Source organism: Aeromonas sp. S5(2024), from assembly GCF_041403025.1.
Classification (GTDB): domain Bacteria; phylum Pseudomonadota; class Gammaproteobacteria; order Enterobacterales; family Aeromonadaceae; genus Aeromonas; species Aeromonas hydrophila.
The window spans coordinates 323,386-348,489 of record NZ_JBGLRI010000004.1 but is presented as its reverse complement, the minus strand read 5'-3'; the positions used below and the strand labels follow the sequence as shown (position 1 = coordinate 348,489).

The window sequence follows — 25,104 nt, the reverse complement described above, 5'->3', positions numbered from 1 at the left end:
GCTTAAATACTCGGTTCCAAAAAAATGAGAGATTAACTTCCTTTCTCGGCAAGATGCTGCCAACCACGCTACACGATTTACCCTACCCAGGCCTTAGATGCTCGGTTCCAACTTGAGGTTGAACTCCTTCAACATCTCGAACGCCGCAGGATCCTTCGGCACCGGCAGTTGGTTGGCCTTCAATACGGCCGCCTTGCCGGAACGACATACCGCCGGGTCACCCTGGCCGTTATCTACCGAAATGACAAAGCCAGTGCTCGCAAGACGTACGCCGATAGTACATGTTTTGCCCCGCATGGTGGGATCCAAAATCATATATCGCTCAACAGTCGCCTTGATGAGTGCCGCGTATTTGTCGACCTCGCCCTGCGCTGCAGCAGATGCCGCCTGACTGCGGGCATTGGCCTCAGCCGCCAGCTGCTGCTGCATCATGTCTTCCATTTCTTTTTGCAGCTTGGCCTCCTCGGCCGCCTTGCGCTTGCGCTCTGCCGCGATCTTGGCCTGCTTGTCGGCCTCCGCCTTGGCTTTCTTCTCTGCGTCAGCTTTTGCCTTCTTGGCGGCCTCTTCCTTGGCCTCCTTGGCTTTCTTGTCGGCTTCGGCCTTGGCCTTTTTCTCGGCCTCCGCCTTGGCTTTCTTGTCCGCTTCGGCCTTGGCTTTCTTCTCAGCCTCCTGCTTGGCCTTCTTCTCGGCTTCCGCCTTCTTGGCTGCGTCCGCCTTGGCCTGCTTCTCTTCGGCCTCTTTCTTCTCTTGTTCCTTTTTCTTCTTCAGCGCCAGCGCCTTGCTCTCTTCTTCCGCGGCCTTGCGCTCGGCTTCCACCTTCTTGGCTTTCTGCTCTTCCAGCTTGCGGGCTTCCTCGGCCTTCTGGGCCTTCTCTTCCGCCTGCTTCTGCTCGGCTACCTTCTTCTGCTTTTCAGCCTCGGCCTTGCGGGTGGCCTCTTCGGCCTCCTTGCGCTTGGTCTCGGCGATACGCAGCCGCTCCTGCTGCTGGGCCAGCTCGCGCTTGGCGATGTCCGTGTCTTCCTTATCCTTCTCTTTCTCTACCTTCTGCGGCTTGGGCTGAGACTTCTGCTGCTGGATCTGCTTGGCCTGCTCGTTGAGGAAATTCTCGTCGAGCATGACGGCATTGACGATCTGCCCCTTCGACTCGGGTCGCTTCGGCTTGCTGAAGTCGAGCCCGACAAACAGGATGATGCCGATGATCAGGTGCAGCAGAAGCGACGCGATGAGATAACCGGAAATACCACGCTTCACATCCATCTCCGTCAGTTCACCGGATCCGTCATCAGGCCGACCTGAGGCACACCCGCTTTCTTGAGGGCCACCATCAGCAGGATCACCTCTTCGTAGCGCACCGACTTGTCGCCGGCGACCACCACGGGGGCGTTCTGGTTGATGGCCAGATAGCCCATGGCCTTCTCGGTGATGTATTGCTGCATCGCCTCGGGAGTACCGGCAGGCACCGGCTCGTCATCGGCCTCGCCGGCCTTGATGACGTACTCACCTTCGGTGTTGACGCTCACGATGAAGGGCGGCTTGGCATCTTCCGGCAACTGCTCGGATTCCGCCTGCGGCAGGTCAACCTTGACCCCTTGCGTGATCACGGGCGTCACCGCCATGAAGATGATAAGCAGCACCAGCATGACGTCGATATAGGGAACCACGTTGATCTCGGCCACCTTCTTGCGCCGGATCCGCTGATAGGTTTGCATTACTGATCACCCTGCTGCTGAGCAATTTGACGGTTCAGAATGGTTGTAAACTCGTCCATGAAGTTGGCGTAGGCGTTTTCCAGCCGCTCGACCTTGTTGGAGAAGCGGTTGTAGAAGATAACGGCCGGGATGGCGGCAAACAGACCCATGGCGGTGGCGATCAGCGCTTCCGCGATACCGGGTGCCACCATCTGCAGGGTGGCCTGCTGTACCTGACCCAGGGCGATAAAGGCGTTCATGATCCCCCAGACGGTACCAAACAGACCGATGTAGGGGCTGATGGAGCCGATGGTCGCCAGCACCGGCAGGTTGGATTCCAGTTCGTCCACGGCACGGGAAAGGGAGACCCGCATGGCACGGTAAGTACCGTCCATCACTGCATCCTGACCACGGGCACCGGCCTTGAGCAGACGGGCGTACTCCTTGAAGCCGGAGTAGAAGATGTCTTCCATGCCTTCGATGTCGTCGCGACGGGAGGAGGACTCCTGGTAGAGACGGTTCAGATCGACCCCGGACCAGAATCTGTCTTCAAATTGCTCCGATGCGAGATTGGCTGCCTTGATGGCCTTGGAACGCTGGATGATCAGCGCCCAGGAGACTACCGACATACCCATCAGGGTCATCATGACCAGTTTTACCAGCAGGCTGGCTTGCCAAAACAGGCCAATAAACGAAATTTCAGCGTGCACTTAACAGCACTCCCTTCACATTTTCAGGTATTGCAACAGGTTTCATATGCGGATGACTGACACAGGCTATCTGTACCATGGCCTGGGTGATCAGTCGTCCATCAGCCGCCAGTATCCGTTGTGAAAAACGCATGGAGGCGCGTTTCACTTCAGTCACTTGCGTTAATACAGTCAAAAGCTCATTAAATCGGGCCGCCGAGCGGAAATCGATCTCTGTTCGACTCACCACAAACGCGAACCCGTCGCGCAGCATGACATCCTGTTCGATGCCGCCGCAGCGCAGGAACTCGGTGCGAGCACGTTCCATAAACTTGAGATAATTGGCGTTGTAGACGATGCCCCCGGCATCGGTGTCTTCGTAGTAGACCCGTACCGGAAACTCAGAGACTTCCCCCATAACAATCTGTGATCCATTCGACAGTCAGATGGGGGGCTATCATAGCGCAGGGCTGAATAGGAAAGAAGCAGGGGGAAGCAGGGAAATCCTGCCTCCCCCCGTTTTTTATGAAAGGAAATAGCCTTGGGTCAACCAGAGCCCATATAACAAACTGGGCCAGGCGAGCCAGGGGCAAAACAGCACACGACCGATGAGACTATGGGGATGAAATCCCAGCCCGTGCATGACGCCACAACAGACCGCCCACATCAGCCAGGGCGCGAGCCAGAGCCCGTGCTCGCTGGTATTGGCGGCCACCAGGTTGGGAGCCTGTAAAATGGCGACGGCCAACAGGGCCGCCGCCAACAGCATCAACCCCTGCCAGGGTTGGCGCTCCAATGGAGCGGCCAACCAGGCGAGTCGATCACTTGTTCTCATCGATCTGGCGATCCATGTTTTCGGTGTGCTCCAGCCAGAGCGCATTGATGATGCCGAATGCGCAAGCCAGCAACAGACCCAGGATCCAGGTGAAATACCACATATCAGGGCACCTTCTTAGTAGAGCGATTGTTGGTTGTCTTCGATGTGCTTGCTGGTCACCCGGCCGAACATCTTGATGTAGGTCCACAGGGTATAACCCAGCACAATCGGTACAAAGATGGCTGCCGCCACCGTCATCACCTTGAGGGTGTTGAAGGAGGCTGTGGCATCCCACATGGTCAGGCTCAGTGACGGCTCAAGACTGGAAGGCATCACGAACGGGAACATGGAGAAGCCTGCAGTCAGGATCACGCCGGCAACCGCCAGGGAGGAGGTAGTGAACGCCAGCCAGCCCTTGTTCAGTTTGGCGAACAGCGCGGTCAGCAGGCTCATGGCCAGACCCAGCACAGGTGCTGCAACCATCCAGGAATAGAGGCTGTAGTTGTTCATCCAGGCTCCGGCCTGACGCACCACTTCCTTGTTCATCGGATTGGAAACGGCATCGGTCGCGGCCGCCTTGACCACCACATAGCCTTCCATGCCGCTGACCCAGAAACCGGCCAGACCGAACAGCACCAGCGTCAGCAGCGAGCAGATCATGGCGGCAGTGCGGGAGCGGGCCAGCACTTCACCGTCGGTCTTCATCATCAGCCAGGTCGCCCCCTGAGTGACCAGCATGAACAGGCTCACCAGACCAGCCAGCAGACCGAACGGATTGAGCAGACCGAAGAAGTTGCCGTGATAGGTCAGCATCATGAACTGGTTGAAGTCGAACGGTACGCCCTGCAGCAGGTTGCCGAATGCCACGCCGAACACGATGGGCGGCACAGCACTGCCGACGAACAGCGCCCAGTCCCAGTTGCTGCGCCACTTGGCGTCTTCACGCAGGGAACGGTACTTGAAACCGACCGGGCGGAAGAACAGGGCCATCAGCGTCAGGATCATGGCGATGTAGAAGCCGGAGAAGGCTGCGGCATAGACCATGGGCCAGGCGGCAAACAGGGCACCACCGGCAGTCACCAACCATACCTGGTTACCTTCCCAGTGCGGGCCCATGGTGTTGAGCATCACCCGACGCTCGACATCCTTCTTGCCGACGAAGGGGAGCAGTGCGCCCACCCCCATATCGAAGCCGTCGGTGATGGCGAAACCGATCAGCAAGACACCGACCAGCACCCACCAGACCAGACGCAACATTTCGTAATCAAACATGGGTTACTCTCCTTATGCCTTGCTCTGTTCGAAGTGGTACTTGCCCGTCTTCAGGCTGCTTGGGCCCAGACGCGCGTACTTGAACATCAGGTACATCTCGATGATCAGCAGTACGGTATAGAACAGGCAGATCCCGATCAGGGAGAACCAGATCTCGGACGCCGGCACATTGGATGCAGAGACGGAGGTCGGCAGCACTTCGGCGATGGTCCAGGGCTGACGGCCATACTCAGCGACGAACCAGCCACACTCGATGGCGATCCAGGGCAAGGGGATACCGTACAGCAGTGCCTTGAGCAGCCACTTGCGCTCGCCGATCTTGTGACGGGTGCTGTCATAGAAGGCCAGACCGATCAGCAGCAGCATCAGCATGCCGCAGGCAACCATGATGCGGAAGGCAAAGAACAGCGGCGCAACCTGCGGGATGGAGTCATCCACGGCAGCCTTGATCTGTTCGTCGGAGGCATCGGTGACGTTGTTGGTGTAGCGCTTGAGCAGCAGACCGTAGCCCAGATCCTGCTTCACTTCATCGAAGCGGGCACGGGTATCGTCGGACTTGTCGCCGGATTGCAGCTTGGTCAACAGGTCGTAGGCGGTCATGCCGTTGCGCACGCGCAGCTCATGCTCGCTCTTCAGATCCTTGAGGCCGGTGACCTGACCATCCAGGGAACGGGTAGCGATGATGCCGAGCGCATAGGGGATCTTGATGGCGTAGTCGGTCCGCATCTCTTCCTGATTCGGAATGCCGAACAGGGTAAAGGAGGCAGGTGCCGGCTCGGTGTTCCACTCGGCCTCGATGGCCGCCAGTTTCACCTTCTGCACTTCACCGGTCTCGTAACCGGACTCGTCACCGAGGATCAGCACGGAGAGGATGGAAGCCATGCCGAAAGCGGCTGCGATGGCGAAGGAGCGACGGGCAAAGGCCACATCACGATTCTTCAGCAGGTAGTAGGAAGAGATACCCAGCACGAACATGGCGCCCGTGGTGTAGCCGGCCGCGACGGTATGCACGAACTTGACCTGGGCAACCGGGTTGAACACCAGCTCGGCGAAGCTCACCATCTCCATCCGCATGGATTCGAAGTTGAACTCGGCACCGACCGGGTTCTGCATCCAGCCGTTGGCCACCAGAATCCAGAGGGCGGAGAGGTTGGTCCCCAGTGCCATCAGCCAGGTCGCAGCCAGGTGCTGACGCTTGGAGAGGCGATCCCAACCGAAGAAGAACATACCGACGAAGGTGGATTCCAGGAAGAAGGCCATCAAGCCTTCGATGGCCAGCGGGGCCCCGAAGATATCGCCGACGTAGTGGGAGTAGTAAGCCCAGTTGGTACCGAACTGAAACTCCATGGTCAGCCCTGTGGTGACCCCAAGGGCAAAGTTGATACCAAACAACTTGCCCCAGAACTTGGTCATGTCCCGGTAGACAGGGTTGTTGGTCATCACATAGACAGACTCCATGATCGCCAGAATGAAGGCCATTCCGAGCGTCAGGGGCACAAACAGGAAGTGATAAAGGGCCGTCGCAGCGAATTGGAACCGCGATAGGTCTACCACATGCTCAGCAATCATGATGTTTCCTCACCGATTATTGGCACGGCTATTTTAAGTTTTAAGGACAAAGCTTCCGTTGGAAGTCCCCGAATTATCGGTCATGTTCCAGTTTTGCACTGACGACCGGATTCGACTGCCACCACATTAACAACAAGGCAATAATAGGGAACAAAAAAAGCTAATGTTTAACAATTACAAAACAATCCAGCTTGCTTTATTCCCGCCCATAATGACCTGCGTTTTATATCACCTTTATTTGATTGAAATCAATGTAAAACCATCATGAATACATGCCTTTTAAAGGCATTTTAACGACCGATGAGATTTATTTTAGAGAGCTGCATCACAAAAAAACAAAGATCGCAAATCATTGATTTAAATCAAATTTATATTTATCACCAATTAGTAATGGTTCTGTTAAAAAACAACTGACAAGGTCGTTTTCATAATGTTTCCTGTGGCTGTGCCGGGTCCGAATAAAACTAATTAAAAACCACTAAAAACGCATGTTCATGCTAATTCCACAAGCCGGCAAAATGATTAGTTAATCTAATCTGAGATAGGTAATTTTTCTTGTTTGTCCGAGTCCGATAGAGCTCCTACAATGCGCCTCGCAGTGAGGGCATACCCTTGGATACAGGCCGGTCAATCTGGGTTCCCGGTACGTATTCGATGAACATTTCGAACCTGTTTATTGGAATCAAAGATGAAAAAGTTTGTTGCTAAAACCATCCGTTACTACAAGCTTTCGTTCGTGCAGCTCTATCAAATGAACCGACTCTGAGGCCTCGCGACGGCTCCTCTGTTTTTTTACCGGTCTGTCTCCAGACGCACTCACTGTCTGTGAACATCCATCCTGAATTGTCTTTGCCCACCGCATCCGCAGTGGGCTTTTTTTTACCCGGATAACAAAAAACCGCCTCTGGCGGCGGTTTTTTGTTCAATCAGCTATTTTCACCCTTCATCTGGCCGTTGCAGGCCAAAATGCGCATAAGCTCTTGGTGTCGCGATCCGCCCTCTGGGTGTACGTTGCAGATAGCCCTGCTGGATCAGATAAGGCTCGAGTACATCCTCGATAGTGTCCTTCTCCTCCCCGATGGCAGCCGCCAGGTTGTCGAGCCCCACCGGCCCGCCCAGAAACTTGTCTATCACAGCCAACAATAACTTGCGGTCCATGAAGTCGAAGCCTTCATTATCCACGTCCAGCATGTCCATAGCTCGGGCCGCTATGGGTCCATCGATGCGGCCGTCAGATTTCACCTGGGCAAAATCGCGCACCCGGCGCAACAAACGGTTAGCAATTCGCGGCGTACCGCGCGAACGACGCGCCACCTCCAATGCACCGTCTTCCGTCATGTCGAGCCCGAGGCAACGGGCGCTGCGCGCGACGATGTCGGTCAGATCCTTGACGTTGTAGAACTCGAGCCGTTGCACTATGCCAAAACGATCCCGCAGCGGACTGGTGAGGGAGCCAGCCCGGGTCGTGGCACCGATCAGGGTGAAGGGTGGCAGATCGAGCTTGATGGAACGGGCGGCGGGCCCCTCCCCAATCATGATGTCGAGCTGGTAATCTTCCATCGCCGGATAGAGCACCTCCTCCACCACCGGACTGAGGCGGTGGATCTCGTCGATGAACAGCACGTCGTTTGGTTCGAGGTTGGTGAGCAGCGCCGCCAGATCACCGGCCTTCTCCAGCACCGGGCCGGAGGTGGTCTTGATGTTGACCCCCATCTCGTTGGCCACGATGTTGGCCAGCGTGGTCTTGCCAAGCCCCGGCGGGCCGAAGATCAACAGGTGATCGAGCGCCTCGCCGCGCTGGCGCGCCGCCGCGATGAAGATCTCCATCTGCTCGCAGACGGGATCCTGACCGGTGTAATCGGCCAGCAGCTTGGGCCGGATGGCCCGATCGATGACTTCCTCTTCTCGCCCGCCGGAGGCGGAGATGAGACGATCCGCTTCAATCATTGTCTACCTCACACCAGGCTGCGCAGTGCTTCACGGATGATATCTTCCACCGACATGCCATCGGCAGCGACCTTGCTGACGATCTGGCTGGCCTGCTGCGGCTTGTAGCCAAGCGCCACCAGCGCGCTGGCTGCCTCTTCGCTCGAATCCGGCGCTCGCAGGGCACTCTCTCTGGCAGGCAGAGTGATCTCGGCCGGCGAGAAGAGATCGTGGCTGACCCAGCCCTTGAGCCGGTCCTTCATCTCCACCACCAGCCGCTCGGCGGTCTTCTTGCCTACTCCCGGCAACTTGACCAGGGAGCTGATCTCTTCGCGCTCGACGCTCAGCACGAACTGGGTGGCGGTCATGCCGGAGAGGATGGCCAGCGCCAGCTTGGGACCGACCCCGTTGGTCTTGATCAGCTCGCGAAACAGCGCCCGCTCCTGCTTGTGATTGAAGCCATAGAGCAACTGGGCATCTTCCCGCACCACGAAGTGGGTGTGGATGGTCGCCTCCTTGCCGATCTCGGGCAGATCATAGAAGCAGCTCATGGGCATCTGTACCTCATAGCCCACGCCCCCGACCTCCAGCAGTACCTCGGGGGGTTGTTTCTCAATGACTACGCCTCTCAAGCGACCAATCACGGCTCTCTCCTCGCCAAACCAGCTATCTGTAAATTGGCTCATAGCATAAAGAATAACTGGATAAGTATCCAGCATAGGGCGGTGAGGATCGGGGCGGATTCTCGGCACGTTCGCCTGTTGCCAGCCATGCTTGGATCCGGGCATGGAAACAACTTTATTTTTCATCGGGAATGGCGGATTCCTGCCATTGATAAAACACTGAATTGGGTTTGTTCGGAGCCAAGGAAGGTCCTGCATCATGAAAATTGTCACCACATCGAATCTCGGGCTGACCATTCTGCTCAGCTGCACGCTGGGGATGGGCATCGTCGGCTGGTATGGCAGCCAGCGACTGGCGGATCTGCTCTCCTATGTATTGGGCGCCGCCTGGCAGACTGCCGATGGCGCCATGGAAGGATCCATCGAGCTCGGCAACCAGTCGCTCTACATCCAGAAGATGCTCAGAGGCATGCCGCTCGACGAGCCGGAGCTGCAACGCGCCAGAGCGGCCACCGCCGATGCCATGCGCCGGGTGGGGGAAGGCCGGCTGATCGACGCTACCGCCATCAGCGCGATGGAGCAGCAGCATCTGGCCTATCAGCAGCAACAGGAGCAGTTGCTGGCACTCTACCGGGCCTTTACCAGCGTCGATCAGGCGCTGCGCGCCAGCTCGGAGCACATGTCCCGCCTCTCGACCCAGTTTGAGGTGGTGGGGGACGGCACGGTCGAGAGCCTGACCCAGTCGCCGGATCAGGCCATCAGCTGGAATGGCGGTCTGGCTACCCGCTGGCATGCCGCCGATGGCGGCATGGAGGCCAACATCGGCTTCTTGCGCCAGCTCTATGCGCTGGAGAAGATGCAGAGCGAAGGCCCTACCCCCGCCATCCAGGCCGAGATGAAGGAGGCGACCCGCTTCTATCAAGAGGCAGTCGACGCCATGCTGGGCAGCGGTATGTTTGATGTACCCGGCGAAGGGGAATTTGCCGGCCAGTCGCTGGCAACCCAGTACCGCACCTTGCAAACCGAGGTGCAGCGGCTGATGGTGCAGTGGATGGCGGCACTGAGCGAGTATCAGGGTCAACTGGTCAACTATGAACGCAGCGCCGACCAGCTCAAGCAGCAACTGGTCGAGGTCGAAGCCAAGGGGGATGCCACGGTCGAAGATCAGGTAAACCAGCTCAACAGCATCATCAGCCACACCAAGAACCTGCTGCTGGGAGGTCTGCTGTTGAGCCTGCTGCTCGTGACCCTGTGCGGCTTCTGGCTGGTGCGCACCATCGTCAAACCCCTGCTGCAGGTCAATCAACGCATGCAGGATATCGCGGCAGGAGAAGGCGACCTCAATGCCCGCATCAATCTCAAGCGCGACGACGAGATTGGCTCGCTGGCCGGCAGCGTGGATCGCTTCATCGAGAAACTGCAGAAGATGATCAGCTCCACCATGGACAACAACCAGCACATCAGCGAGCACGTCCACACCTCGGTCAACCGGGTCGAAGCCATCAGCCAGAGCAGCCGCCAGACCGCCGAACACGCCCAGGCACTGCACCACGACAGCGAGCAGATGGTCCAGGTCGCCACCTCCATCTCGGACAACTGCAGCCTGGCGGCGCAAAACGCCAACGAGGTGCGCCAGCTCACCGCCGAGAGCAGCCAATACGTGACCTCCGCCAGCAACGGCATGCAGCGGGTAGTGGTGGAAGTGGGCGAGTGCGCCAACGCCATCAACGCCCTCAAGGAGCAGGCCAGCCAGATTGGCCAGATCATCTCCACCATCAGCAGCATCTCGGAGCAGACCAACCTGCTGGCGCTCAACGCCGCCATCGAGGCGGCCCGGGCCGGCGAAATGGGTCGCGGCTTTGCCGTGGTGGCCGACGAGGTGCGCACCCTGGCCAATCGCACCGCCTCCTCCAGCGCCGAAATAACCGAGGTGATCAACAACATCCAGCAACAGACCGAGAAAGCCTATCTGATGATGCAGCGCAATCTGAAGACGGTGGAATCCGGCATGGAGGACTCCGACAACACCAGGCAGATCCTGTTCAAGGTGGAAGAGGCCATCGACCATCTGGCGGACATGGTGCAACAGGTAGCGGATGCCACCGGCCAGCTCTCCCATACCCTCAGCCACACCTCGGACAAGGTCTCCGGCATCAGCCTGCAGGCCCAGACCGGCGAGCAGGAGGCGCAGGAGTGCCTGCAGCTCGCCTCCTCCCTGCATCAGGCCAGCCTGCTGCAACAGCGCCTGCTGTCGCAATTTCGGGTCTGACCAACGCGGGGGCGATGCCCCCGCTTTCTCCCGTAGTACGAATTTAGCCCTTGGGCCGCAGGGTCCGGCCTGTTAAAATTCCGCTCTTGAAATTATCCAGGGCCCAGCCGCCCGTCTTAGCTAAGGTCTACCGCGATGCGTACCAGCCAATATCTGCTTTCCACTCTCAAGGAAACCCCGTCCGATGCCGAGATCGTCAGCCATCAGCTGATGCTGCGCGCCGGCATGATCCGCAAACTGGCCTCCGGCATGTATGCCTGGCTGCCGTCCGGTCTGCGGGTTCTGAAAAAAATCGAGAACATTGTTCGCGAAGAGATGAACAATGCTGGTGCCATCGAAGTCTCCATGCCGGTGGTGCAGCCCGCCGAGCTGTGGCAGGAGTCCGGCCGCTGGGATGACTACGGTCCCGAGCTGTGCCGTCTGACCGACCGTCACAACCGCCCCTTCGTGCTGGGTCCGACCCACGAAGAGGTGATCACCTCGCTGGTGCGTTACGAAGTGAATAGCTACAAGCAGCTGCCGCTCAACCTCTACCAGATCCAGACCAAGTTCCGCGATGAAGTGCGTCCCCGCTTCGGCGTGATGCGCGGTCGCGAATTCCTGATGAAGGACGCCTACTCCTTCCACATCGACAAGGCTTCGCTGATCGAAACCTACGAGCGGATGCACGCCGCCTACTGCGCCGCCTTCACCCGCATGGGGCTGAACTTCCGTCCGGTGCAGGCCGATACCGGCTCCATCGGTGGTACCGGTTCCCACGAATTTCAGGTGCTGGCCGAGAGCGGTGAAGATCTGATCGCCTTCTCCGATACATCAGATTACGCCGCCAACATCGAGATGGCCGAAGCGCTGGCACCGGCTGGCGAGCGCCCTGCCGCCACCGCGGCCCTGACCAAGGTTGCTACCCCGGCCGTCCACACCATCGACGAAGTGGCCGCCTTCCTGAACGTGGCACCGAGCGCCATCGCCAAGACCCTGCTGGTGCTGGGCGAAGAGGACGAGCACGGCAAACAGGCCGTCATCGCGCTGGTTCTGCGTGGCGATCACGAGCTGAACGAAATCAAGGCCGAGAAACTACCGGGTGTTGCCAACCCGCTGACCTTCGCCAACGACGAGCAGATCAAGGCTGCCGCCGGTTGCGACGCAGGCTCCATCGGTCCGGTCGGCTTTGCCGGTCGCATCATCGCCGATCGCAGCGCCGCCCATCTGGCGGACTTCGTCTGTGGCGCCAACGAGACCGGCTTCCACCTGACCGGTGCCAACTGGGATCGCGACATCACCGCTTACGAAGTTGCCGACCTGCGCAACGTGGTAGAAGGCGACCCGAGTCCGTGCGGCCAGGGCAAGCTGCTGCTCAAGCGCGGCATCGAAGTGGGCCACATTTTCCAGCTGGGTACCAAGTACTCCGAAGCCATGAAGGCGAGCGTGCTGAACGAGGGCGGCAAGTCCGTCACCATGGAGATGGGTTGCTACGGTATCGGGGTTTCCCGCCTGGTGGCTGCCGCCATCGAGCAGAACAACGACCAGTACGGCATCATCTGGCCGGAAGCCATCGCCCCGTTCGAAGTGGCCATCGTGCCGATGAACATGCACAAGTCCGAGCGCGTGGCCGAGCAGGCTCAGCAGTTCTACACCGAGCTGAAAGCCGCCGGTGTGGATGTGCTGTTCGATGACCGTAAAGAGCGCCCGGGCGTGATGTTCGCCGACATGGAGCTGCTGGGTGTGCCGCACGCCATCGTCATCGGCGATCGCGGTCTGGACAACGGCGTGGTGGAGTACAAGTGCCGCCGCACTGGCGAGAAGCAGGAAGTGGCGATCAGCGACATCGTTGCCCTGCTCAAGGCCAAGCTGGGCCGTTAATTACGCCCCCTTGCCCCCATAAAAAAGCGCGCCATTAGGCGCGCTTTTTGTTTTCTGCCGCAGGGCAGAGGCGAGGCTGGCCGCAACTAGTTGCGGCCGATGAAGAGATCGGTCACATGGCAGCTACTTCTGGCTTCCAGCGCATCCAGCATGTAGGCGGCGGCGTCTTCCGGGGTCATGAAGCCGCTGCTGTCCACATGATCCGAGTTGTCCCAGAATTCACTGCGGATCCCGCTCGGATAGAGGTTCACCAGCCGCAGCGGCGAGCCTTTCAGCTCGGCCCGCAACGACTCCAGAAAACCGCGCATGCCCCATTTGGAGGCGCAGTAGAGGCTCTCGTTGGCCTTGCCCACCTGGGCAGCGGAGGAGAGCACGTTGGCCAGCACACCGCCCTTGTCGCCGATGAGGCGCACCGTCTGCTGGGCCACCAGAATGGTGGAGATGAGGTTGCTCTCCACCACCCGGCGGATCTGCTCGGCGGTATAGACGCCGACCGGGCCGAACTCGCCCACGCCGGCGCAGTGCAGCACCAGCTCGGGCAGGCCGCCCCACTCCACCGCAGCGGCAAACGCCACGTCCACTTCCTCGTGGTGTGCCAGATCGGCGGCGATGCCGATCACCGCCTTGCCGAGCAACTCCTCCTGCTCCTGCAGCCTCTGATAACGACGCCCCATCATGGAGACCTGATGACCGCGTTCAACCAGACCTATGGTGAGCGCCCGGCCCAGACCGGACCCCGCCCCCGTCACTATGATATGACCCATGCTCTTTCCTCGTCGGATGCCGCCATCGGGATGATAGGGCCATCGTCATCAGCCGTTGCCGGTATTAGAAGGTGAATTCGCCACCGATGAACCAGCCGTCGACCCGCTGGTCAACGCGGTCGAAGTCCATGCTCGCATCACGCCAGCCGGCACGCACCTTGAGCGGTACGGTCGCGAACTTGTAGGAGCCACCCAGACGGTAGTCGTAGTTGTCGGCATCCTGCACGCGGGCATCACCGAAGGCGGCAAAGCCAGTACCCGGGATGCGCACTTCGGCGCCGGTGTAGGCCATCAGCACGTCCTTGTCATAGGAGTAGTGCTGGGTGTTGAAATCACCATCGTAGCGACGACCGGTCAGACCCAGATCGATCTGGAACAGGTCGTTGTTGAACAGGCGATAGTAGAGGCTCAGGTCATAAGCCATCAGATCGTTGTTGAGGGCGCCGCCGCTGGTACCGAAATCGGAGATCTCGAACTTGGCGTTGGGCAGCAGGATGATGCCGTGCTCCAGTTGCAGGTAGCCGCTCCAGTTGTAGTTCTCGTCGTAGCTGCCGTTGGCCCCGACACCGTTGATCTGGCCGCTGCCCTGAGCATTCCATACATCGGTACCGGCAGCGAAACGCCAGTCATCGGCAGCCATGGCTGCCTGGCTGAACAGGGCCAGTACGCAACCGGCAATCAAGGTCTTCTTCATCACGTCACTCTCTATCTATGGACTGGAAAGGCCATCATTTTACCCAGTGCGACGGGAATACACAGTGTAAAAAACTGAACAAGCGTCCATTAATGTCAGTGCTGCATGCCGGCCATGGGTTCAATCGGCTTCACCGGCAGGCTCAACTCCAGCTTCTGGCCATCATCCATGGTCAATGTCAGCGGAAAAGGGGTGCCCTGGGAGAGCTCGCGTACCTCGAACAGCATGATATGAAAGCTGCCGGGTTTGAGCGCCACTTCGCCCTTGGCCGGCACCTCTATGCTCTCGACCTGGCGCATCTTCATCACACCGTTCTCGTGCAGATGGGTGTGCAGCTCGGCGCGGCCCACCTCGGGCGAGGCGGCAGCCACCAGCTTGACCGGTTGATCCGCATCATTCTTCAGCACCAGAAAGGCGGCGGTGTTGGGCGAGCCCGGCGGCAGCAGGCGCACATAGCCGTCGACGGCCTCGACCTTGGCCAGGGCGGGAGCAGCCAGCCCCAGGGCCAGCAGGGAATAGAACGCACGTTTAAACATGGTTGAAATCCTTTTATGATGTTGTTAAACGCCGCAAAGATTACCGCAGTGGTAAGCTTTTGACAGCCAGCAATAACAAGGATTTAGACATGGACCCCATTATCATTGTCGAGCAGCAGGATGGCTTGCTCACCCTGACCCTCAATCGTCCCGACAAGCGCAATGCCCTCAATACCGCCATGTATCGTGGGCTCACCGACGCCTTGCGACAAGCGACGGAAGATGACGCCATCCATGCCCTGCTCATCCAGGGGCAGAGCGACTGCTTTACCGCCGGCAATGATCTGGCCGACTTCGTGGGGAAAGAGGCCTTGGAGGCCGACGATCCCATCTTGCAGTTCCTCCACACCCTGGCCGACTTCCCGAAACCGGTGATCGCCGCGGTCGGCGGTGCGGCGGTCGGCATCGGTACCACCCTGCTGCTGCACTGCGATCTGGTCTATCTGGCCGACAATGCCCGCCTGCAACTGCCCTTCGTCGAGCTGGGGCTGGTGCCGGAGTTTGCCTCCAGCCTGCTGCTGCCGCGCAGCGTGGGCAACTTGAAGGCGGCGGAGCTGTTGCTGCTGGCCGAAGCCATCGATGCCGACGAGGCACTGCGGTTGGGGCTCGCCAACCGGGTGCTGGCGGCCGAAGCCCTGCTCCCCTTTGCTCGGGAGCAGGGTTTGAAGCTGGCGGCCAAGGCGCCGAAGGCGCTGCAAAAGAGCAAGGCGCTGCTCAAGCAGGAGCTCAGGCAGGCGGTGCACTTCGTCATCGATCTGGAGGCGCGCGCCTTCTCCCTCGCCCTGCAGGGGGAAGAGGCACAAACGCGGATCGCCCAGCGCCTCAAAGGCCGTAAATGACCCTCAGTTGAGGCGAAAACGGCCGATCAGCTCGCAGCCCTGCACCTGATCCTGCAATTGGATCAAGCGGGCGATGTCGGGATTGGGGTGGCGCTTGAGGAAAGAGAGCAGCGCCGCCCGACAGCAACCCAGTTCGCTGATGAGGGATTCGCACTCCTGGTTCGGGCACTGGGGTACCAACGCCGTCACCAGCTCGGAGGCCAGCTTGAGGTAGCGCAGCTCGTAGGCCGGCTCCTCCATGGCGCGCCAGAAGTCGGCCAGCCGGTGGCAGGTGGCCACCCGCATGCTGGCCAATTCATCAAGCTCACCGTCACTCAGTTCGTATACCTCGGCGAGGGCCTGCTGATAGAGGCAGATGGCGGTCCCGAGCGCGCCCGCGCCCAGTGCGTTTTCAGCCTCCAGCATGTAACGCTGCCAGATTTGATGGGTCATGCCGATCTCCCAGGTTGATGGGTGGGACTTTTATCATGCCCAGTTGAGAATGAATATCAACCCGATATTTCGTGCAGGTTTTGACCAGATAGCGATGCTTGGCTTGGCCCCCATCCCCATATGGCTTACCATGCCGATCCGCCCTTCAGGACCCGCACACTCCATGCTGCGACCCCGTTTGCCCCAGGATCTGGGCTGCTCGACCCTGTGCGTGCCCCGCCTGCTGGTCTGGATCTATTAGCTGCGCTCCTCGCGCCATCCACCCTATCCATTTGAACGAGGAGACAACCATGAAACCCTGCCAACACTGGTCGCAGGTCGAGTACCTGCACCTGACGGTGAGCAACCCCAATATCCACCTGAAGGGGTGCCACAGCTACTACTCCGGCGCCTGGGACGGCCCGTTTGAAGAGGCCGCCGTGCGCTATCTGCACGGCGACAGCTTCAGCCGCAACCCAGAGACCGGCTGGGAGCCGCTCTGGCACATCGATCAGCTTCATATCGGCGACTATGTGCAAATAGCCGCCGGGGTGAAGATCCTGATGGGCGGCAACCACACCCACAATGCCGACTTCATCAGCACCTATCCGTTTGCCGATCTCGATGCCCTCCAGCGCAGCTATCGCCCTGCCGGCGACACCCGCATCGGCAACGATGTCTGGATCGGCATGGACGCCATGATCATGCCGGGGGTCACCGTCGGCGACGGGGCCATCATAGCGGCGCGCGCCCTGGTCAATCAGGATCTGCCGCCCTATGCCATGGTGGCTGGTACCCCGGCCAAAGTGATCAGGATGCGCTTTGCTGAGGAGGAGATCGCCCGCTTGCAGGCGCTGGCCTGGTGGGAGTGGCCGGATGCCCAGGTGCAGGCCTTGCTGCCGCTGATCCAGCAAGGCGAAGTGGCCCTGCTGGAACAGGCCGCCGCGCACTGGCAGCAGGCCCTGCAGCCATCATGACGAAGCGGGGGGCATAGGCCCCCCGCAATTGCTTTGATAGCGGCTACCCGCTCAGTTGCCGCTGCGCGACTGATTGACCCGGCACTGCTTGCCCGGATAACCGGGCAGATCCGCCGCCTTGCTGCTGCATGCCAGCCGCTTGGCCTGATAGAGGCGATCCGCCAGATTGGCGCTGTCGACCGGCAACCAGTCCATCTGCTGGCCGAGCCAGCTGGCCCAGGCAAACTCGACGAAGTAGACCTGCTCCCGCTTGTCGAAATAGCCCGCATCCTGCAGCAGCCCGGCCACCGTCCGGTAGGGGTAATCCGGCAGTTCGCCGATGTGGGCCGGCAGTTGCTGCGGCGTCAGTGCGCCGCCCTTTTCATCCTTGAGCCAGGCCCAGTGGTTGCACTGCATCTGGCTCCAGAAGTTCTCCTTGTCCTGCAACCTGGCGATCACCTTGACCCGCACCTGCTTCACGCCAGACTGCCACAGCGCCTTGGTCAGATGGTGCCTGTCCACCAGCCAGTAACCGCCATCGGGCGCAATGACGATGGGGATCTCTTTCTTTTTCATCAACTTGTCGAGCTGCTTTGCGCTCTTGCCCGCCAGCTCGGCCTGGGTGTTGTCGACCTGGATCTGGCCCACGCCGCCCTGGGTCGGATGCAGCTGATCTATGTTCACCTCGCACCAGCTGCCAACCTGGCTCTCGCGCTCACACGGCGCCAGCGCCCAGGCCCCTTGACTAATGGCCAGGGCCAACAGGATCCATGTTCTCATTGCTTACTCCTCTGCCCGAATGGCGGGTCAAATAAGATGCCGGGGAGTCCCCTCATCCAAGGGACTCATACTGGCGGTCTGACCAGCAAACGGGATATCATGATTTCCCGTCTGTCGGCGATCACTTCTCGCCGAGTTTTCACCCCGCTTCACACTATTTGAAGGATCAATCATGAAAGGATGGAGTCCCCTGCTGGCCCTGCTGGGCTGTGCCTGTGTCCAGGCTGCCGATGTTCCACCCGGCACCCAGCTCGCCGCCGAACAGGCCGTCGTGCGTCATCTGAAAGACGAGCCGGCAAGCCTGAGCCCGCTCAAGCTGGTCGGCCTGCCCGAGTTGCAGGTACTGCGGGATCTCTACGAGGGGCTGCTGACCCAGGGACCGGACGGCAAGGTGCAGCCCGGGGTAGCCGCCAGCTGGGACAACCAGAGCAATCAGCGCTTCACCTTCCATCTGCGACCGGACGCCCGCTGGTCCAACGGCGATCCCGTGCAGGCCGCCGACTTCGTCTACGGCTGGCGCAAACTGGTGGATCCCAGGGAGGCCGCCACCTTTGCCTGGTTCGCCCAGCTGGCCCGCTTCGACAAGGTGGACGACATCGTGGCCGGCAAGCTGCCCCCCACAGAGCTCGGGGTGAAGGCCCTCGACCAGCATACCCTGCAGGTGACCCTCTCCCAGCCGGTGCCCTACTTCCTGAGCCTGCTGACCCACCCCAGCCTGTCACCGCTGCATCGCGCCAGCATGGAGCAATACGGCAACCAGTGGACCCAGCCCGGCAAGCTGGTCGGCAACGGCGCCTTCGTGCTGAGTCACCGGGTAGTGAACGAGAAGCTGGAGCTGACCCCCAACCCCTACTACTGGGATCGCGCCCATACCGTGCTGACCAAGGTCACCTTCGTGCCCATCAATCAGGAGAGCGCGGCCACCAACCGCTACCTGGCCGGCGACCTGCACATCACCGAGTCCTTCCCCAAGGAGCAGTATCACAAGCTGATGCAGCAGATCCCGGGCGAGGTCTATGCCCCGGATCAGCTCGGCACCTACTACTACGCCTTCAATACCCAGCGCGCGCCCCTCAACGACGTGCGGGTGCGCAAGGCGCTCTCCTACACCATCGACCGTGGCCTCATCGCCAGCAAGATCCTGGGCACCGGAGAAAAACCGGCCTATCACTTCACCCCAGACGTGGTTGCCGGCTTCGAGCCCAAGGCCAACCTGCTCTCCAGCAGCAGTCAGCAGGAGCTGGACGACAAGGCCAGAGCCCTGCTCAAGGAGGCGGGCTATGGCCCGGCCAACCCGCTCAAGCTGACCCTGCTCTACAACACGGCCGAGGTACACAAGAAGATGGCGCTGGCCATCGCCAACCTGTGGAAACAGAAGCTGGGGGCCCGGGTCGAGCTCACCAATCAGGAGTGGAAAACCTATCTCGACAGCCGCCAGAGCGGGGAGTTCGAGGTGATCCGCTCCTCCTGGGTGGCCGACTACAACGACCCGTCCGCCTTCCTCGGCCTGTGGGGTTCCCACCACAGCGGCAACATGGCCCGCTTCGCCAATGCCGGCTACGATGCCCTGCTGGCCAAGGCTGCCAGCAGCCAGGATCCCCGTGAGCGGGCCCGCCTGTTCGATGAGGCCGAAACCATACTGCAGGACGAGGCGCCCATCGCCCCCATCTATCAGTACACCAACGCCCGGCTGATCAAGCCCTGGCTCAAGGGCTATCCCATCAACAATCCGGAAGACGTGGCCTACAGCCGCCAGCTCTACCTCGTCAAACACTGACCCTGTGGGGGCCGGCCATGCCGGCTCCCTCTCTTCCCCTGTTCATGCTCAAGTTTTCGGCATAGAATGCCGCCCTTTCAGACAACCACCCCCCTCAGTCACCGATGTTGTTATGCGCTATTTATTGATGATCGCCCTGCTGGCGGCCCTGCCCGTCCAGGCTGCCAGCGAGGCCCAGTGCCGCCAGGCCTTCACCGAGTGGATGCTGGCCCAGCACAAGCAGTTCAGCGACCGCAAGGCCAGCAAGATGGAGCGGCGCAGCGCGGAGCGGGCCATCGATCAGGTGCGCAGCGAGTTCTCGAAGCGGGAGAGCTTCTGTCAGGCCATGGAGTGGGTGGAACACAACCGGGATCAGGATCCCCGCTTCACCCCGCGGATCGGGGAGATCCACGACTTCACCCCGCCGGCCGACTCGCCGTCATGAAAAAAGCCCCGAACCTGCGTTCGGGGCTTTTTCTGGGCATGACAGGCACCAATATCAGTCGACGTAGAAGGTCTGCTGAAAGGTCAGCGTCTGTTGCTGCCCCTCCCCCATGATCTTCAGGGTGAACTGGTAGGTATCCTCGTTGCGATAGGGCAGCACCGCCAGGTAGTAGATGGCATCCCCCTCCTTGACCTCCTGGAAGCTCAGGTTGCGGATGGTGCCGGTGAGGTTCTTGGCCTCGCCGCTGATCCCCACCGCCTGGGCGACCCCCTGCTTGTTCTGCACCGCGATGTTGACGATGCCGTTGTAGCGGCTGCGCTCCAGGCCGTAGGCCTTGGCCACCTCGGGGGTGAGAAAGCTGGAGTTGAAGGCGCTGTAGTGCACCTGCCAGGGACCCAGTTCCTTCATCTGTTCGGCCCGCAGGGGCAAGGTCAGCAGCAGTGCCAGCAGGCAGCTTATCCAGGCTGTTTTCATGGTGTCATCCTTCTCGTGTTAACCCTGATTGTCCAGCAGGGCACTGACCTCGGCGGGGATCTGCCTGGGCGCCTCGATGGCGACCGTCTTGTGCCGCCCCAGCTCCCCTCGCACGATGCGAACCTGCCCCTTGGCCACCTTGAACTGCTTGGCCAGATACTTGATCAAGTGGCTGTTGGCCTGGCCATCCACCGGCGGCGCCGTGATGGCCACTTTCAACTCTTCTCCATGCAATCCGACGATCTGATCCCGACTTGCCTTGGGCTGGATCATCAGATGCATTATCAGCTCATCCCCTTCCCGCAGGACGGCTGCCATCAAATCATCCACCACAGCTGGCCGAACAGATCGCCCAACAGATAGTTTATGGCCTGCAGCCCGATAAAGGCGACCAGCACGGAGAGATCCAGCCCGCCCAGTGCCGGCAGAATGCGGCGGATGGGGGCCAGGAAGGGCTCGGTCAGCTGGTGCATCACGTACTCGATGGGGTTGCGACCCTGGCTGACCCAGCTCAGGATGGCGCGGATCAGCAGCACCCAGAAGATCATGGAGCCGGCCTTCTTCAGCACTGTCAGGCCGGCAAACAGGCTGAGGGTGAGCCAGTCGGCCAGCAGCACGTTCATGCTCTTGAGCAACGCCAGCTTGGCGAAGGCGATGATGATGGCCAGCAGCACAGAGGCCATGTCCAGCCCGCCAAACCCGGGAATGATCCGGCGCAGCGGCACCACCAGCGGATTGGTCAGCTTGACCACCATCTGGCTCATGGGGTTGTAGAAGTCTGCGCGGGCCCACTGCAGCCAGACGCGCAACAGCACCACCATAAGATAGAGGTCAAAAATCGTGTTAATCAGAAAGTAAGCAGTGTTCATCTGGGCTCCAGGTTGAGACAGAGAGTAAGAGAAATCGGGTTCAGAACAGGGTTTCCATTTCGCCGGCCCGGGCAACGGCCGCCTGCATGGCGTGTGCCGTCAGCGGCATCAGTCCCTGCTGCTGGAAAGTCTTGATCGCCTCGGCGGTGGTGCCGCCCTTGCTGGTCACCTGCTCGCGCAGGGTCTGCAGCGACAGCTCGGGATTCTGCTCCACCATGGCGGCCGCCCCAAGAGCGGTCTGCTGCACCAGCAGGCGGGCCTGCTCGGGGGAGAAGCCCATTGCCTCGGCCTCCTCGGCGATGGCCTGCATGAACAGGAAGAAATATGCGGGCGCACTGCCGGCCACGGCGATGACGCCGTTGATGGCGGACTCCTGCTCCACCCAGAGGGTTTTGCCCACCGCCTGCATCATCTGCTCGGCCAGCTCGCGGTCGACCTGCTCGATGCCGGGCGGGGCGTACAGCCCGGTCATACCCAGCCCCAGCAGAGAGGGGGTGTTCGGCATGGTGCGGATGATCCGGCCGTGGCCGCCCGCCATCTCGGCCAGCCGCGCCACCTTGATGCCGGCGGCGATGGAGATGAGCAGCTTGCCCTCCAACGTGCCCAGCTGTGCCACCAGCGCGCTCAGCATGGCCGCCATCAGCTGCGGCTTGACCGCCAGCACGATCACCTCCGCCGCCCGGGCCGCCTCGGCGTTGTCCTGGGTGATGCGGATGCCGTAGTCGTTGACCAGCGCATCCAGCTTGGGCCGACTGGGGTTGGCGGCGATGATCCGGTCGGCCGGATAGCCCGCCTGAACCAGACCGGCAATGATACTGCGGCTCATGTTGCCCGCCCCGATAAAGGCGAGGATTCTATGCTGCATCAAACGCTCCTGTTATCTGAAAAAAGCACTGCCCGATGCATCGCATCCCGGCCCTTGCTCATGAATAGTCGCGGGCACCGAAGATGGCGGTACCGACCCGCACCATGGTGCTGCCGTGGCCGATCGCCAGTTCGAGATCCTCGGTCATCCCCATCGAGAGGGTGTCGACGCCCGGGTATTGTTGCGCAAGCTCGGTGAACAGAGCCTGCATGCGCACCATCTGGGCGGCCAGCACCGCCTCGTCGCTGGTGTGCTCCGGAATCGCCATCAGGCCACGCAACCGCAGCCGTTCACAGCGGGAGACCAGTTCGGCCAGGCGGAAAATCTCTTGCTCCGACGTTCCGGATTTGCTGCTCTCTCCGCTAATATTGATTTGCAGACAGACATTTAGCGGTGCGAGCCCGCTCGGACGCTGGTTGTTCAGGCGTTCGATCAGCTTCTCTCTGTCCACGCTCTGCACCCAGTCGAAACGCTCGGCCACCAGCCTGGATTTGTTCGATTGCAGCGGGCCGATAAAGTGCCACTCTATGTCTGCACAGGCCCCTTGCTCACGCAGGGTATCTATCTTGGTCGCCGCTTCCTGGGCGTAGGATTCGCCAAAGCGGCGCTGACCGGCGGCATAGGCCTCGCAAACGGCCTCCAGCGGTTTGGTCTTGCTGACCGCCAGCAGCTGGATGTGATCGCGGCTTCGGCCCGCGCGACTGGCGGCTTGTACAATACGTTCCTTGACCTGAAGCAGGTGCTCGGCAATCTGGTTCATGTTTCGTTAGTGATCTTGTGATGGGAGAATGACAAATCTATGGATATCACAGAGTTATTGGCTTTCAGTGTAAAACATAAAGCCTCGGATCTACACCTCTCGGCCGGGGTTCCCCCGATGATCAGGGTTGATGGCGAGGTTCGCAAGATCAATTTGCCCGCCCTGGAACACCGGGAAGTGCACGCCCTCATCTACGACATCATGAACGACCACCAGCGCAAGGAACTGGAAGAGAACTTCGAGGTGGACTTCTCGTTCGAGGTGCCGAACCTCGCCCGCTTCCGGGTCAACGCCTTCCAGCAGGCGCGCGGCTCCGGCGCGGTATTTCGGACCATCCCCAGCACGGTGCTGAGCCTCGAAGATCTGGACGCCCCGGAGATCTTTCGCAAGATTGCCGAATACCCGCGCGGCCTGGTGCTGGTGACCGGCCCGACCGGCTCGGGTAAATCCACCACCCTGGCGGCCATGGTCAACTACATCAACGAGAACTTTCATCACCACATCCTCACCATCGAGGATCCCATCGAATTCGTGCACGAGAACAAGCGCTGCCTGGTGAACCAGCGGGAAGTACACCGCGATACCAAGAGCTTCAGCAACGCCCTGCGCTCGGCGCTGCGGGAAGACCCGGACATCATCCTGGTGGGCGAGATGCGTGACCTGGAGACCATTCGCCTCGCCATGACCGCGGCCGAAACCGGCCACCTGGTGTTCGGCACCCTGCACACCTCGTCGGCCGCCAAGACCATCGACCGGATCATCGACGTCTTCCCCGGTGCGGAAAAAGACATGGTGCGCTCCATGCTCTCCGAGTCGCTGCGGGCGGTCATCTCCCAGACCCTGCTCAAGCGCATCGGTGGCGGCCGGGTGGCGGCCCACGAGATCATGATGGGTATTCCCGCCGTGCGTAACCTCATCCGGGAAGACAAGATTGCCCAGCTCTACTCGGTGATCCAGACCGGGATGACCCACGGCATGCAGACCATGGACCAGAGCCTCAAGCAATTGGTAAGCCGCGGCGTAGTGGCGGCGCTGGATGCCAAGGCCAAGGCGGTTGATCCCAACACCATCTAACCACGACGAATCTAGGGAAGGAGTCGTTATGAATCTGGATGTCCTGCTGACCGAGCTGGTCGCCCGCAAAGGCTCGGATCTGTTCATCACGGTCGGCACGCCGCCGACCCTCAAGGTCAACGGCCATCTGCAGTCGCTGGCAGAAGCCCCCCTCGACAAGGCAAGGGCGCTGGCGCTGGTCAAGGAGACCCTGAGCCAGGAGCACTTCGAGCGCTATCTGCATACCAAGGAGGCCAACTACGCCATCCACCGCGAGGAGCTTGGCCGCTTTCGGGTCAGCGCCTTCTGGCAGCAGGAGCTGCCGGGCATGGTGCTGCGCCGTATCGAGACCCGCATCCCCACCTTCGACGAGCTGGCGCTGCCCCCCATCCTGCAGGAGATCGCCCTGGCCAAGCGCGGGTTAGTGCTGTTCGTCGGTGCCACCGGCGCCGGCAAATCCACCACCCAGGCGGCCATGATCGGCTATCGCAACCAGCATGTGGACGGCCACATCCTGACGGTGGAAGATCCGGTGGAGTTCGTGCATCAGCACGGCCGCAGCCTGATCACCCAGCGCGAGGTGGGCATAGACACAGCGTCGTTCGACGTGGCGCTGAAAAGCTCGCTGCGCCAGGCCCCTGACGTGATCCTGATCGGTGAAATCCGCAGCCAGGAGACCATGGAGTTTGCCCTGCAGTTTGCCGAGACTGGCCACCTCTGCCTCGCCACCCTGCACGCCAACAATGCCAACCAGGCGCTGGACCGCATCCTGCACCTGGTCCCTCAGGAGAAGCACCGCCAGTTCCTGTTCGATCTCTCCTTCAACCTGCGTGCCATCGTGGCCCAGCAACTGCTGCCCAGCCTGGACGGTCGCCGTCGCTGTGCGGCCTTCGAGGTGCTGCTCAACACCCCGCTCATCACCGATATCATCCGCAAGGGGGAGATGCACCGGCTCAAGGAGGTGATGACCAAGTCCACCGAGCTCGGCATGCAGACCTTCGATCAGGCGCTGTTCGCCCTGTTCTGTGCCGGCCAAATTGGCTACAGTGAGGCCCTTGCCCATGCCGACTCGGCCAACGACCTGCGACTGCTGATCAAGCTGTCGGGGCGCGAGCAGCTGGGTGCAGGCACTCTCGACAACGTCACCCTGGATGAATGAGGGGCGTGCGTCACCGCTATAAAGGATCGT

28 protein-coding genes are annotated in these 25,104 nt (G+C 60.4%); 8 read left to right on the top strand and 20 right to left on the bottom strand.

The annotated features are described in order from the left end of the window. Positions 1-93 precede the first annotated feature (93 nt). From tolA to ruvA, 10 genes are all read right to left on the bottom strand, one after another. Positions 94-1,257, bottom strand: coding sequence for a cell envelope integrity protein TolA (gene tolA, locus ACB032_RS11135; protein ID WP_011707364.1), 1,164 nt, complete (start codon positions 1,255-1,257; stop codon positions 94-96). 5 nt (positions 1,258-1,262) lie between these two features. Beyond that, complete coding sequence (gene tolR / locus ACB032_RS11130) at positions 1,263-1,709, bottom strand: protein TolR (protein ID WP_011707365.1); 447 nt, start codon at positions 1,707-1,709, stop codon at positions 1,263-1,265. Then, the gene (tolQ, locus tag ACB032_RS11125; RefSeq protein WP_211274729.1) at positions 1,709-2,386 is read right to left on the bottom strand and encodes a protein TolQ; all 678 of its coding nucleotides are present in this window, start codon (positions 2,384-2,386) and stop codon (positions 1,709-1,711) included. Before tolQ ends, tolR begins: the two co-directional genes overlap by 1 nt. 1 nt (position 2,387) lies before the next feature. Continuing rightward, a complete protein-coding gene (gene ybgC / locus ACB032_RS11120) occupies positions 2,388-2,795 on the bottom strand; it encodes a tol-pal system-associated acyl-CoA thioesterase (protein WP_011707367.1) in 408 nt (135 codons plus the stop codon). A gap of 105 nt (positions 2,796-2,900) precedes the next feature. Continuing rightward, on the bottom strand, positions 2,901-3,212 hold the full coding sequence (locus ACB032_RS11115) for a cyd operon YbgE family protein (protein WP_371137933.1): 312 nt from the start codon (positions 3,210-3,212) through the stop codon (positions 2,901-2,903). After that, positions 3,199-3,315 carry a cytochrome bd-I oxidase subunit CydX gene (gene cydX, locus ACB032_RS11110; protein ID WP_005304933.1) on the bottom strand — a complete coding sequence of 39 codons (117 nt, stop codon included), beginning with the start codon at positions 3,313-3,315 and terminating at the stop codon, positions 3,199-3,201. The genes ACB032_RS11115 and cydX overlap by 14 nt, the downstream gene beginning before the upstream one ends. Before the next feature lie 14 nt (positions 3,316-3,329). Then, on the bottom strand, positions 3,330-4,466 hold the full coding sequence (gene cydB / locus ACB032_RS11105; protein WP_371137932.1) for a cytochrome d ubiquinol oxidase subunit II: 1,137 nt from the start codon (positions 4,464-4,466) through the stop codon (positions 3,330-3,332). 12 nt (positions 4,467-4,478) lie between these two features. Continuing rightward, a complete protein-coding gene (cydA, locus tag ACB032_RS11100) occupies positions 4,479-6,035 on the bottom strand; it encodes a cytochrome ubiquinol oxidase subunit I (protein WP_371137931.1) in 1,557 nt (518 codons plus the stop codon). Positions 6,036-6,971: 936 nt separating this feature from the next. Continuing rightward, positions 6,972-7,982 carry a Holliday junction branch migration DNA helicase RuvB gene (gene ruvB / locus ACB032_RS11095; protein ID WP_011707371.1) on the bottom strand — a complete coding sequence of 337 codons (1,011 nt, stop codon included), beginning with the start codon at positions 7,980-7,982 and terminating at the stop codon, positions 6,972-6,974. 8 nt (positions 7,983-7,990) lie between these two features. Then, the gene (gene ruvA / locus ACB032_RS11090) at positions 7,991-8,605 is read right to left on the bottom strand and encodes a Holliday junction branch migration protein RuvA (RefSeq protein ID WP_011707372.1); all 615 of its coding nucleotides are present in this window, start codon (positions 8,603-8,605) and stop codon (positions 7,991-7,993) included. A 238-nt stretch (positions 8,606-8,843) separates the two neighbouring features. On the opposite strand from ruvA, the gene ACB032_RS11085 reads away from it, so the two are divergent. Further along, a complete protein-coding gene (locus ACB032_RS11085; RefSeq protein WP_371137930.1) occupies positions 8,844-10,853 on the top strand; it encodes a methyl-accepting chemotaxis protein in 2,010 nt (669 codons plus the stop codon). Between the two features lie 135 nt (positions 10,854-10,988). After that, positions 10,989-12,713 (top strand): proline--tRNA ligase, encoded by a 1,725-nt coding sequence (locus ACB032_RS11080; RefSeq protein WP_324013821.1) that lies wholly within the window; start codon positions 10,989-10,991, stop codon positions 12,711-12,713. An 86-nt stretch (positions 12,714-12,799) separates the two neighbouring features. Here the strand turns inward: ACB032_RS11080 and ACB032_RS11075 are convergent, their stop codons facing one another. The 3 genes from ACB032_RS11075 to ACB032_RS11065 all read right to left on the bottom strand — a co-directional run bounded on the left by ACB032_RS11075 (position 12,800) and on the right by ACB032_RS11065 (position 14,707). Next, entirely contained in the window at positions 12,800-13,477 is a 678-nt protein-coding gene (locus tag ACB032_RS11075; protein ID WP_011707375.1) for an SDR family oxidoreductase, read from the bottom strand. 64 nt (positions 13,478-13,541) lie between these two features. Beyond that, the gene (locus tag ACB032_RS11070) at positions 13,542-14,171 is read right to left on the bottom strand and encodes a TIGR04219 family outer membrane beta-barrel protein (protein ID WP_011707376.1); all 630 of its coding nucleotides are present in this window, start codon (positions 14,169-14,171) and stop codon (positions 13,542-13,544) included. Between the two features lie 95 nt (positions 14,172-14,266). Beyond that, on the bottom strand, positions 14,267-14,707 hold the full coding sequence (locus ACB032_RS11065) for a copper chaperone PCu(A)C (protein WP_011707377.1): 441 nt from the start codon (positions 14,705-14,707) through the stop codon (positions 14,267-14,269). A gap of 89 nt (positions 14,708-14,796) precedes the next feature. On the opposite strand from ACB032_RS11065, the gene ACB032_RS11060 reads away from it, so the two are divergent. Then, positions 14,797-15,546: an enoyl-CoA hydratase-related protein gene (locus ACB032_RS11060; protein ID WP_371137929.1), complete on the top strand. Its 750-nt coding sequence runs from the start codon at positions 14,797-14,799 to the stop codon at positions 15,544-15,546. A gap of 3 nt (positions 15,547-15,549) precedes the next feature. On the opposite strand, the gene ACB032_RS11055 is transcribed toward ACB032_RS11060, so the two are convergent. Next, on the bottom strand, positions 15,550-15,978 hold the full coding sequence (locus ACB032_RS11055) for a DUF2753 domain-containing protein (protein WP_011707379.1): 429 nt from the start codon (positions 15,976-15,978) through the stop codon (positions 15,550-15,552). A 290-nt stretch (positions 15,979-16,268) separates the two neighbouring features. On the opposite strand from ACB032_RS11055, the gene ACB032_RS11050 reads away from it, so the two are divergent. Next, the gene (locus ACB032_RS11050) at positions 16,269-16,934 is read left to right on the top strand and encodes a CatB-related O-acetyltransferase (protein ID WP_371137928.1); all 666 of its coding nucleotides are present in this window, start codon (positions 16,269-16,271) and stop codon (positions 16,932-16,934) included. A gap of 51 nt (positions 16,935-16,985) precedes the next feature. On the opposite strand, the gene ACB032_RS11045 is transcribed toward ACB032_RS11050, so the two are convergent. Then, the gene (locus tag ACB032_RS11045; protein ID WP_011707381.1) at positions 16,986-17,693 is read right to left on the bottom strand and encodes a ParB-like protein; all 708 of its coding nucleotides are present in this window, start codon (positions 17,691-17,693) and stop codon (positions 16,986-16,988) included. Between the two features lie 172 nt (positions 17,694-17,865). Here ACB032_RS11045 and ACB032_RS11040 point away from each other — a divergent pair, with 172 nt between their 5' ends. Continuing rightward, on the top strand, positions 17,866-19,470 hold the full coding sequence (locus ACB032_RS11040) for an ABC transporter substrate-binding protein (protein ID WP_371137927.1): 1,605 nt from the start codon (positions 17,866-17,868) through the stop codon (positions 19,468-19,470). Positions 19,471-19,582: 112 nt separating this feature from the next. Continuing rightward, positions 19,583-19,894 (top strand): hypothetical protein, encoded by a 312-nt coding sequence (locus tag ACB032_RS11035; RefSeq protein ID WP_042064670.1) that lies wholly within the window; start codon positions 19,583-19,585, stop codon positions 19,892-19,894. Positions 19,895-19,948: 54 nt separating this feature from the next. Here the strand turns inward: ACB032_RS11035 and ACB032_RS11030 are convergent, their stop codons facing one another. The 5 genes from ACB032_RS11030 to ACB032_RS11010 are packed head-to-tail and all read right to left on the bottom strand — an operon-like array spanning position 19,949 to position 22,862. After that, a complete protein-coding gene (locus tag ACB032_RS11030; RefSeq protein WP_011707384.1) occupies positions 19,949-20,368 on the bottom strand; it encodes a DUF4426 domain-containing protein in 420 nt (139 codons plus the stop codon). An 18-nt stretch (positions 20,369-20,386) separates the two neighbouring features. Beyond that, on the bottom strand, positions 20,387-20,686 hold the full coding sequence (yggU, locus tag ACB032_RS11025; protein WP_011707385.1) for a DUF167 family protein YggU: 300 nt from the start codon (positions 20,684-20,686) through the stop codon (positions 20,387-20,389). Further along, a complete protein-coding gene (locus ACB032_RS11020; RefSeq protein ID WP_017411214.1) occupies positions 20,686-21,237 on the bottom strand; it encodes a YggT family protein in 552 nt (183 codons plus the stop codon). Before ACB032_RS11020 ends, yggU begins: the two co-directional genes overlap by 1 nt. Before the next feature lie 40 nt (positions 21,238-21,277). Then, complete coding sequence (proC, locus tag ACB032_RS11015) at positions 21,278-22,102, bottom strand: pyrroline-5-carboxylate reductase (RefSeq protein ID WP_371137926.1); 825 nt, start codon at positions 22,100-22,102, stop codon at positions 21,278-21,280. A gap of 58 nt (positions 22,103-22,160) precedes the next feature. Next, positions 22,161-22,862 carry a YggS family pyridoxal phosphate-dependent enzyme gene (locus ACB032_RS11010; RefSeq protein ID WP_323977338.1) on the bottom strand — a complete coding sequence of 234 codons (702 nt, stop codon included), beginning with the start codon at positions 22,860-22,862 and terminating at the stop codon, positions 22,161-22,163. Between the two features lie 39 nt (positions 22,863-22,901). Between ACB032_RS11010 and tapT the strand changes: the two genes are divergently transcribed. Both tapT and tapU read left to right on the top strand, forming a co-directional pair. Then, positions 22,902-23,936, top strand: coding sequence for a type IVa pilus ATPase TapT (gene tapT, locus ACB032_RS11005; protein WP_011707389.1), 1,035 nt, complete (start codon positions 22,902-22,904; stop codon positions 23,934-23,936). A 28-nt stretch (positions 23,937-23,964) separates the two neighbouring features. Continuing rightward, the gene (gene tapU, locus ACB032_RS11000; RefSeq protein WP_011707390.1) at positions 23,965-25,074 is read left to right on the top strand and encodes a type IVa pilus ATPase TapU; all 1,110 of its coding nucleotides are present in this window, start codon (positions 23,965-23,967) and stop codon (positions 25,072-25,074) included. Positions 25,075-25,104 lie beyond the last annotated feature (30 nt).

Bases quoted from the DNA above. Each gene is read 5' to 3' on its own strand.
- tolA (WP_011707364.1), bottom strand. From the start codon at position 1,257: ATGGATGTGAAGCGTGGTATTTCCGGTTATCTCATCGCGTCGCTTCTG.
- tolR (WP_011707365.1), bottom strand. From the start codon at position 1,709: ATGCAAACCTATCAGCGGATCCGGCGCAAGAAGGTGGCCGAGATCAAC.
- ybgC (WP_011707367.1), bottom strand. From the start codon at position 2,795: ATGGGGGAAGTCTCTGAGTTTCCGGTACGGGTCTACTACGAAGACACC.
- ACB032_RS11115 (WP_371137933.1), bottom strand. From the start codon at position 3,212: ATGAGAACAAGTGATCGACTCGCCTGGTTGGCCGCTCCATTGGAGCGC.
- cydX (WP_005304933.1), bottom strand. From the start codon at position 3,315: ATGTGGTATTTCACCTGGATCCTGGGTCTGTTGCTGGCTTGCGCATTC.
- cydB (WP_371137932.1), bottom strand. From the start codon at position 4,466: ATGTTTGATTACGAAATGTTGCGTCTGGTCTGGTGGGTGCTGGTCGGT.
- cydA (WP_371137931.1), bottom strand. From the start codon at position 6,035: ATGATTGCTGAGCATGTGGTAGACCTATCGCGGTTCCAATTCGCTGCG.
- ruvB (WP_011707371.1), bottom strand. From the start codon at position 7,982: ATGATTGAAGCGGATCGTCTCATCTCCGCCTCCGGCGGGCGAGAAGAG.
- ACB032_RS11085 (WP_371137930.1), top strand. From the start codon at position 8,844: ATGAAAATTGTCACCACATCGAATCTCGGGCTGACCATTCTGCTCAGC.
- ACB032_RS11080 (WP_324013821.1), top strand. From the start codon at position 10,989: ATGCGTACCAGCCAATATCTGCTTTCCACTCTCAAGGAAACCCCGTCC.
- ACB032_RS11075 (WP_011707375.1), bottom strand. From the start codon at position 13,477: ATGGGTCATATCATAGTGACGGGGGCGGGGTCCGGTCTGGGCCGGGCG.
- ACB032_RS11070 (WP_011707376.1), bottom strand. From the start codon at position 14,171: ATGAAGAAGACCTTGATTGCCGGTTGCGTACTGGCCCTGTTCAGCCAG.
- ACB032_RS11065 (WP_011707377.1), bottom strand. From the start codon at position 14,707: ATGTTTAAACGTGCGTTCTATTCCCTGCTGGCCCTGGGGCTGGCTGCT.
- ACB032_RS11060 (WP_371137929.1), top strand. From the start codon at position 14,797: ATGGACCCCATTATCATTGTCGAGCAGCAGGATGGCTTGCTCACCCTG.
- ACB032_RS11055 (WP_011707379.1), bottom strand. From the start codon at position 15,978: ATGACCCATCAAATCTGGCAGCGTTACATGCTGGAGGCTGAAAACGCA.
- ACB032_RS11050 (WP_371137928.1), top strand. From the start codon at position 16,269: ATGAAACCCTGCCAACACTGGTCGCAGGTCGAGTACCTGCACCTGACG.
- ACB032_RS11045 (WP_011707381.1), bottom strand. From the start codon at position 17,693: ATGAGAACATGGATCCTGTTGGCCCTGGCCATTAGTCAAGGGGCCTGG.
- ACB032_RS11040 (WP_371137927.1), top strand. From the start codon at position 17,866: ATGAAAGGATGGAGTCCCCTGCTGGCCCTGCTGGGCTGTGCCTGTGTC.
- ACB032_RS11035 (WP_042064670.1), top strand. From the start codon at position 19,583: ATGCGCTATTTATTGATGATCGCCCTGCTGGCGGCCCTGCCCGTCCAG.
- ACB032_RS11030 (WP_011707384.1), bottom strand. From the start codon at position 20,368: ATGAAAACAGCCTGGATAAGCTGCCTGCTGGCACTGCTGCTGACCTTG.
- yggU (WP_011707385.1), bottom strand. From the start codon at position 20,686: ATGGCAGCCGTCCTGCGGGAAGGGGATGAGCTGATAATGCATCTGATG.
- ACB032_RS11020 (WP_017411214.1), bottom strand. From the start codon at position 21,237: ATGAACACTGCTTACTTTCTGATTAACACGATTTTTGACCTCTATCTT.
- proC (WP_371137926.1), bottom strand. From the start codon at position 22,102: ATGCAGCATAGAATCCTCGCCTTTATCGGGGCGGGCAACATGAGCCGC.
- ACB032_RS11010 (WP_323977338.1), bottom strand. From the start codon at position 22,862: ATGAACCAGATTGCCGAGCACCTGCTTCAGGTCAAGGAACGTATTGTA.
- tapT (WP_011707389.1), top strand. From the start codon at position 22,902: ATGGATATCACAGAGTTATTGGCTTTCAGTGTAAAACATAAAGCCTCG.
- tapU (WP_011707390.1), top strand. From the start codon at position 23,965: ATGAATCTGGATGTCCTGCTGACCGAGCTGGTCGCCCGCAAAGGCTCG.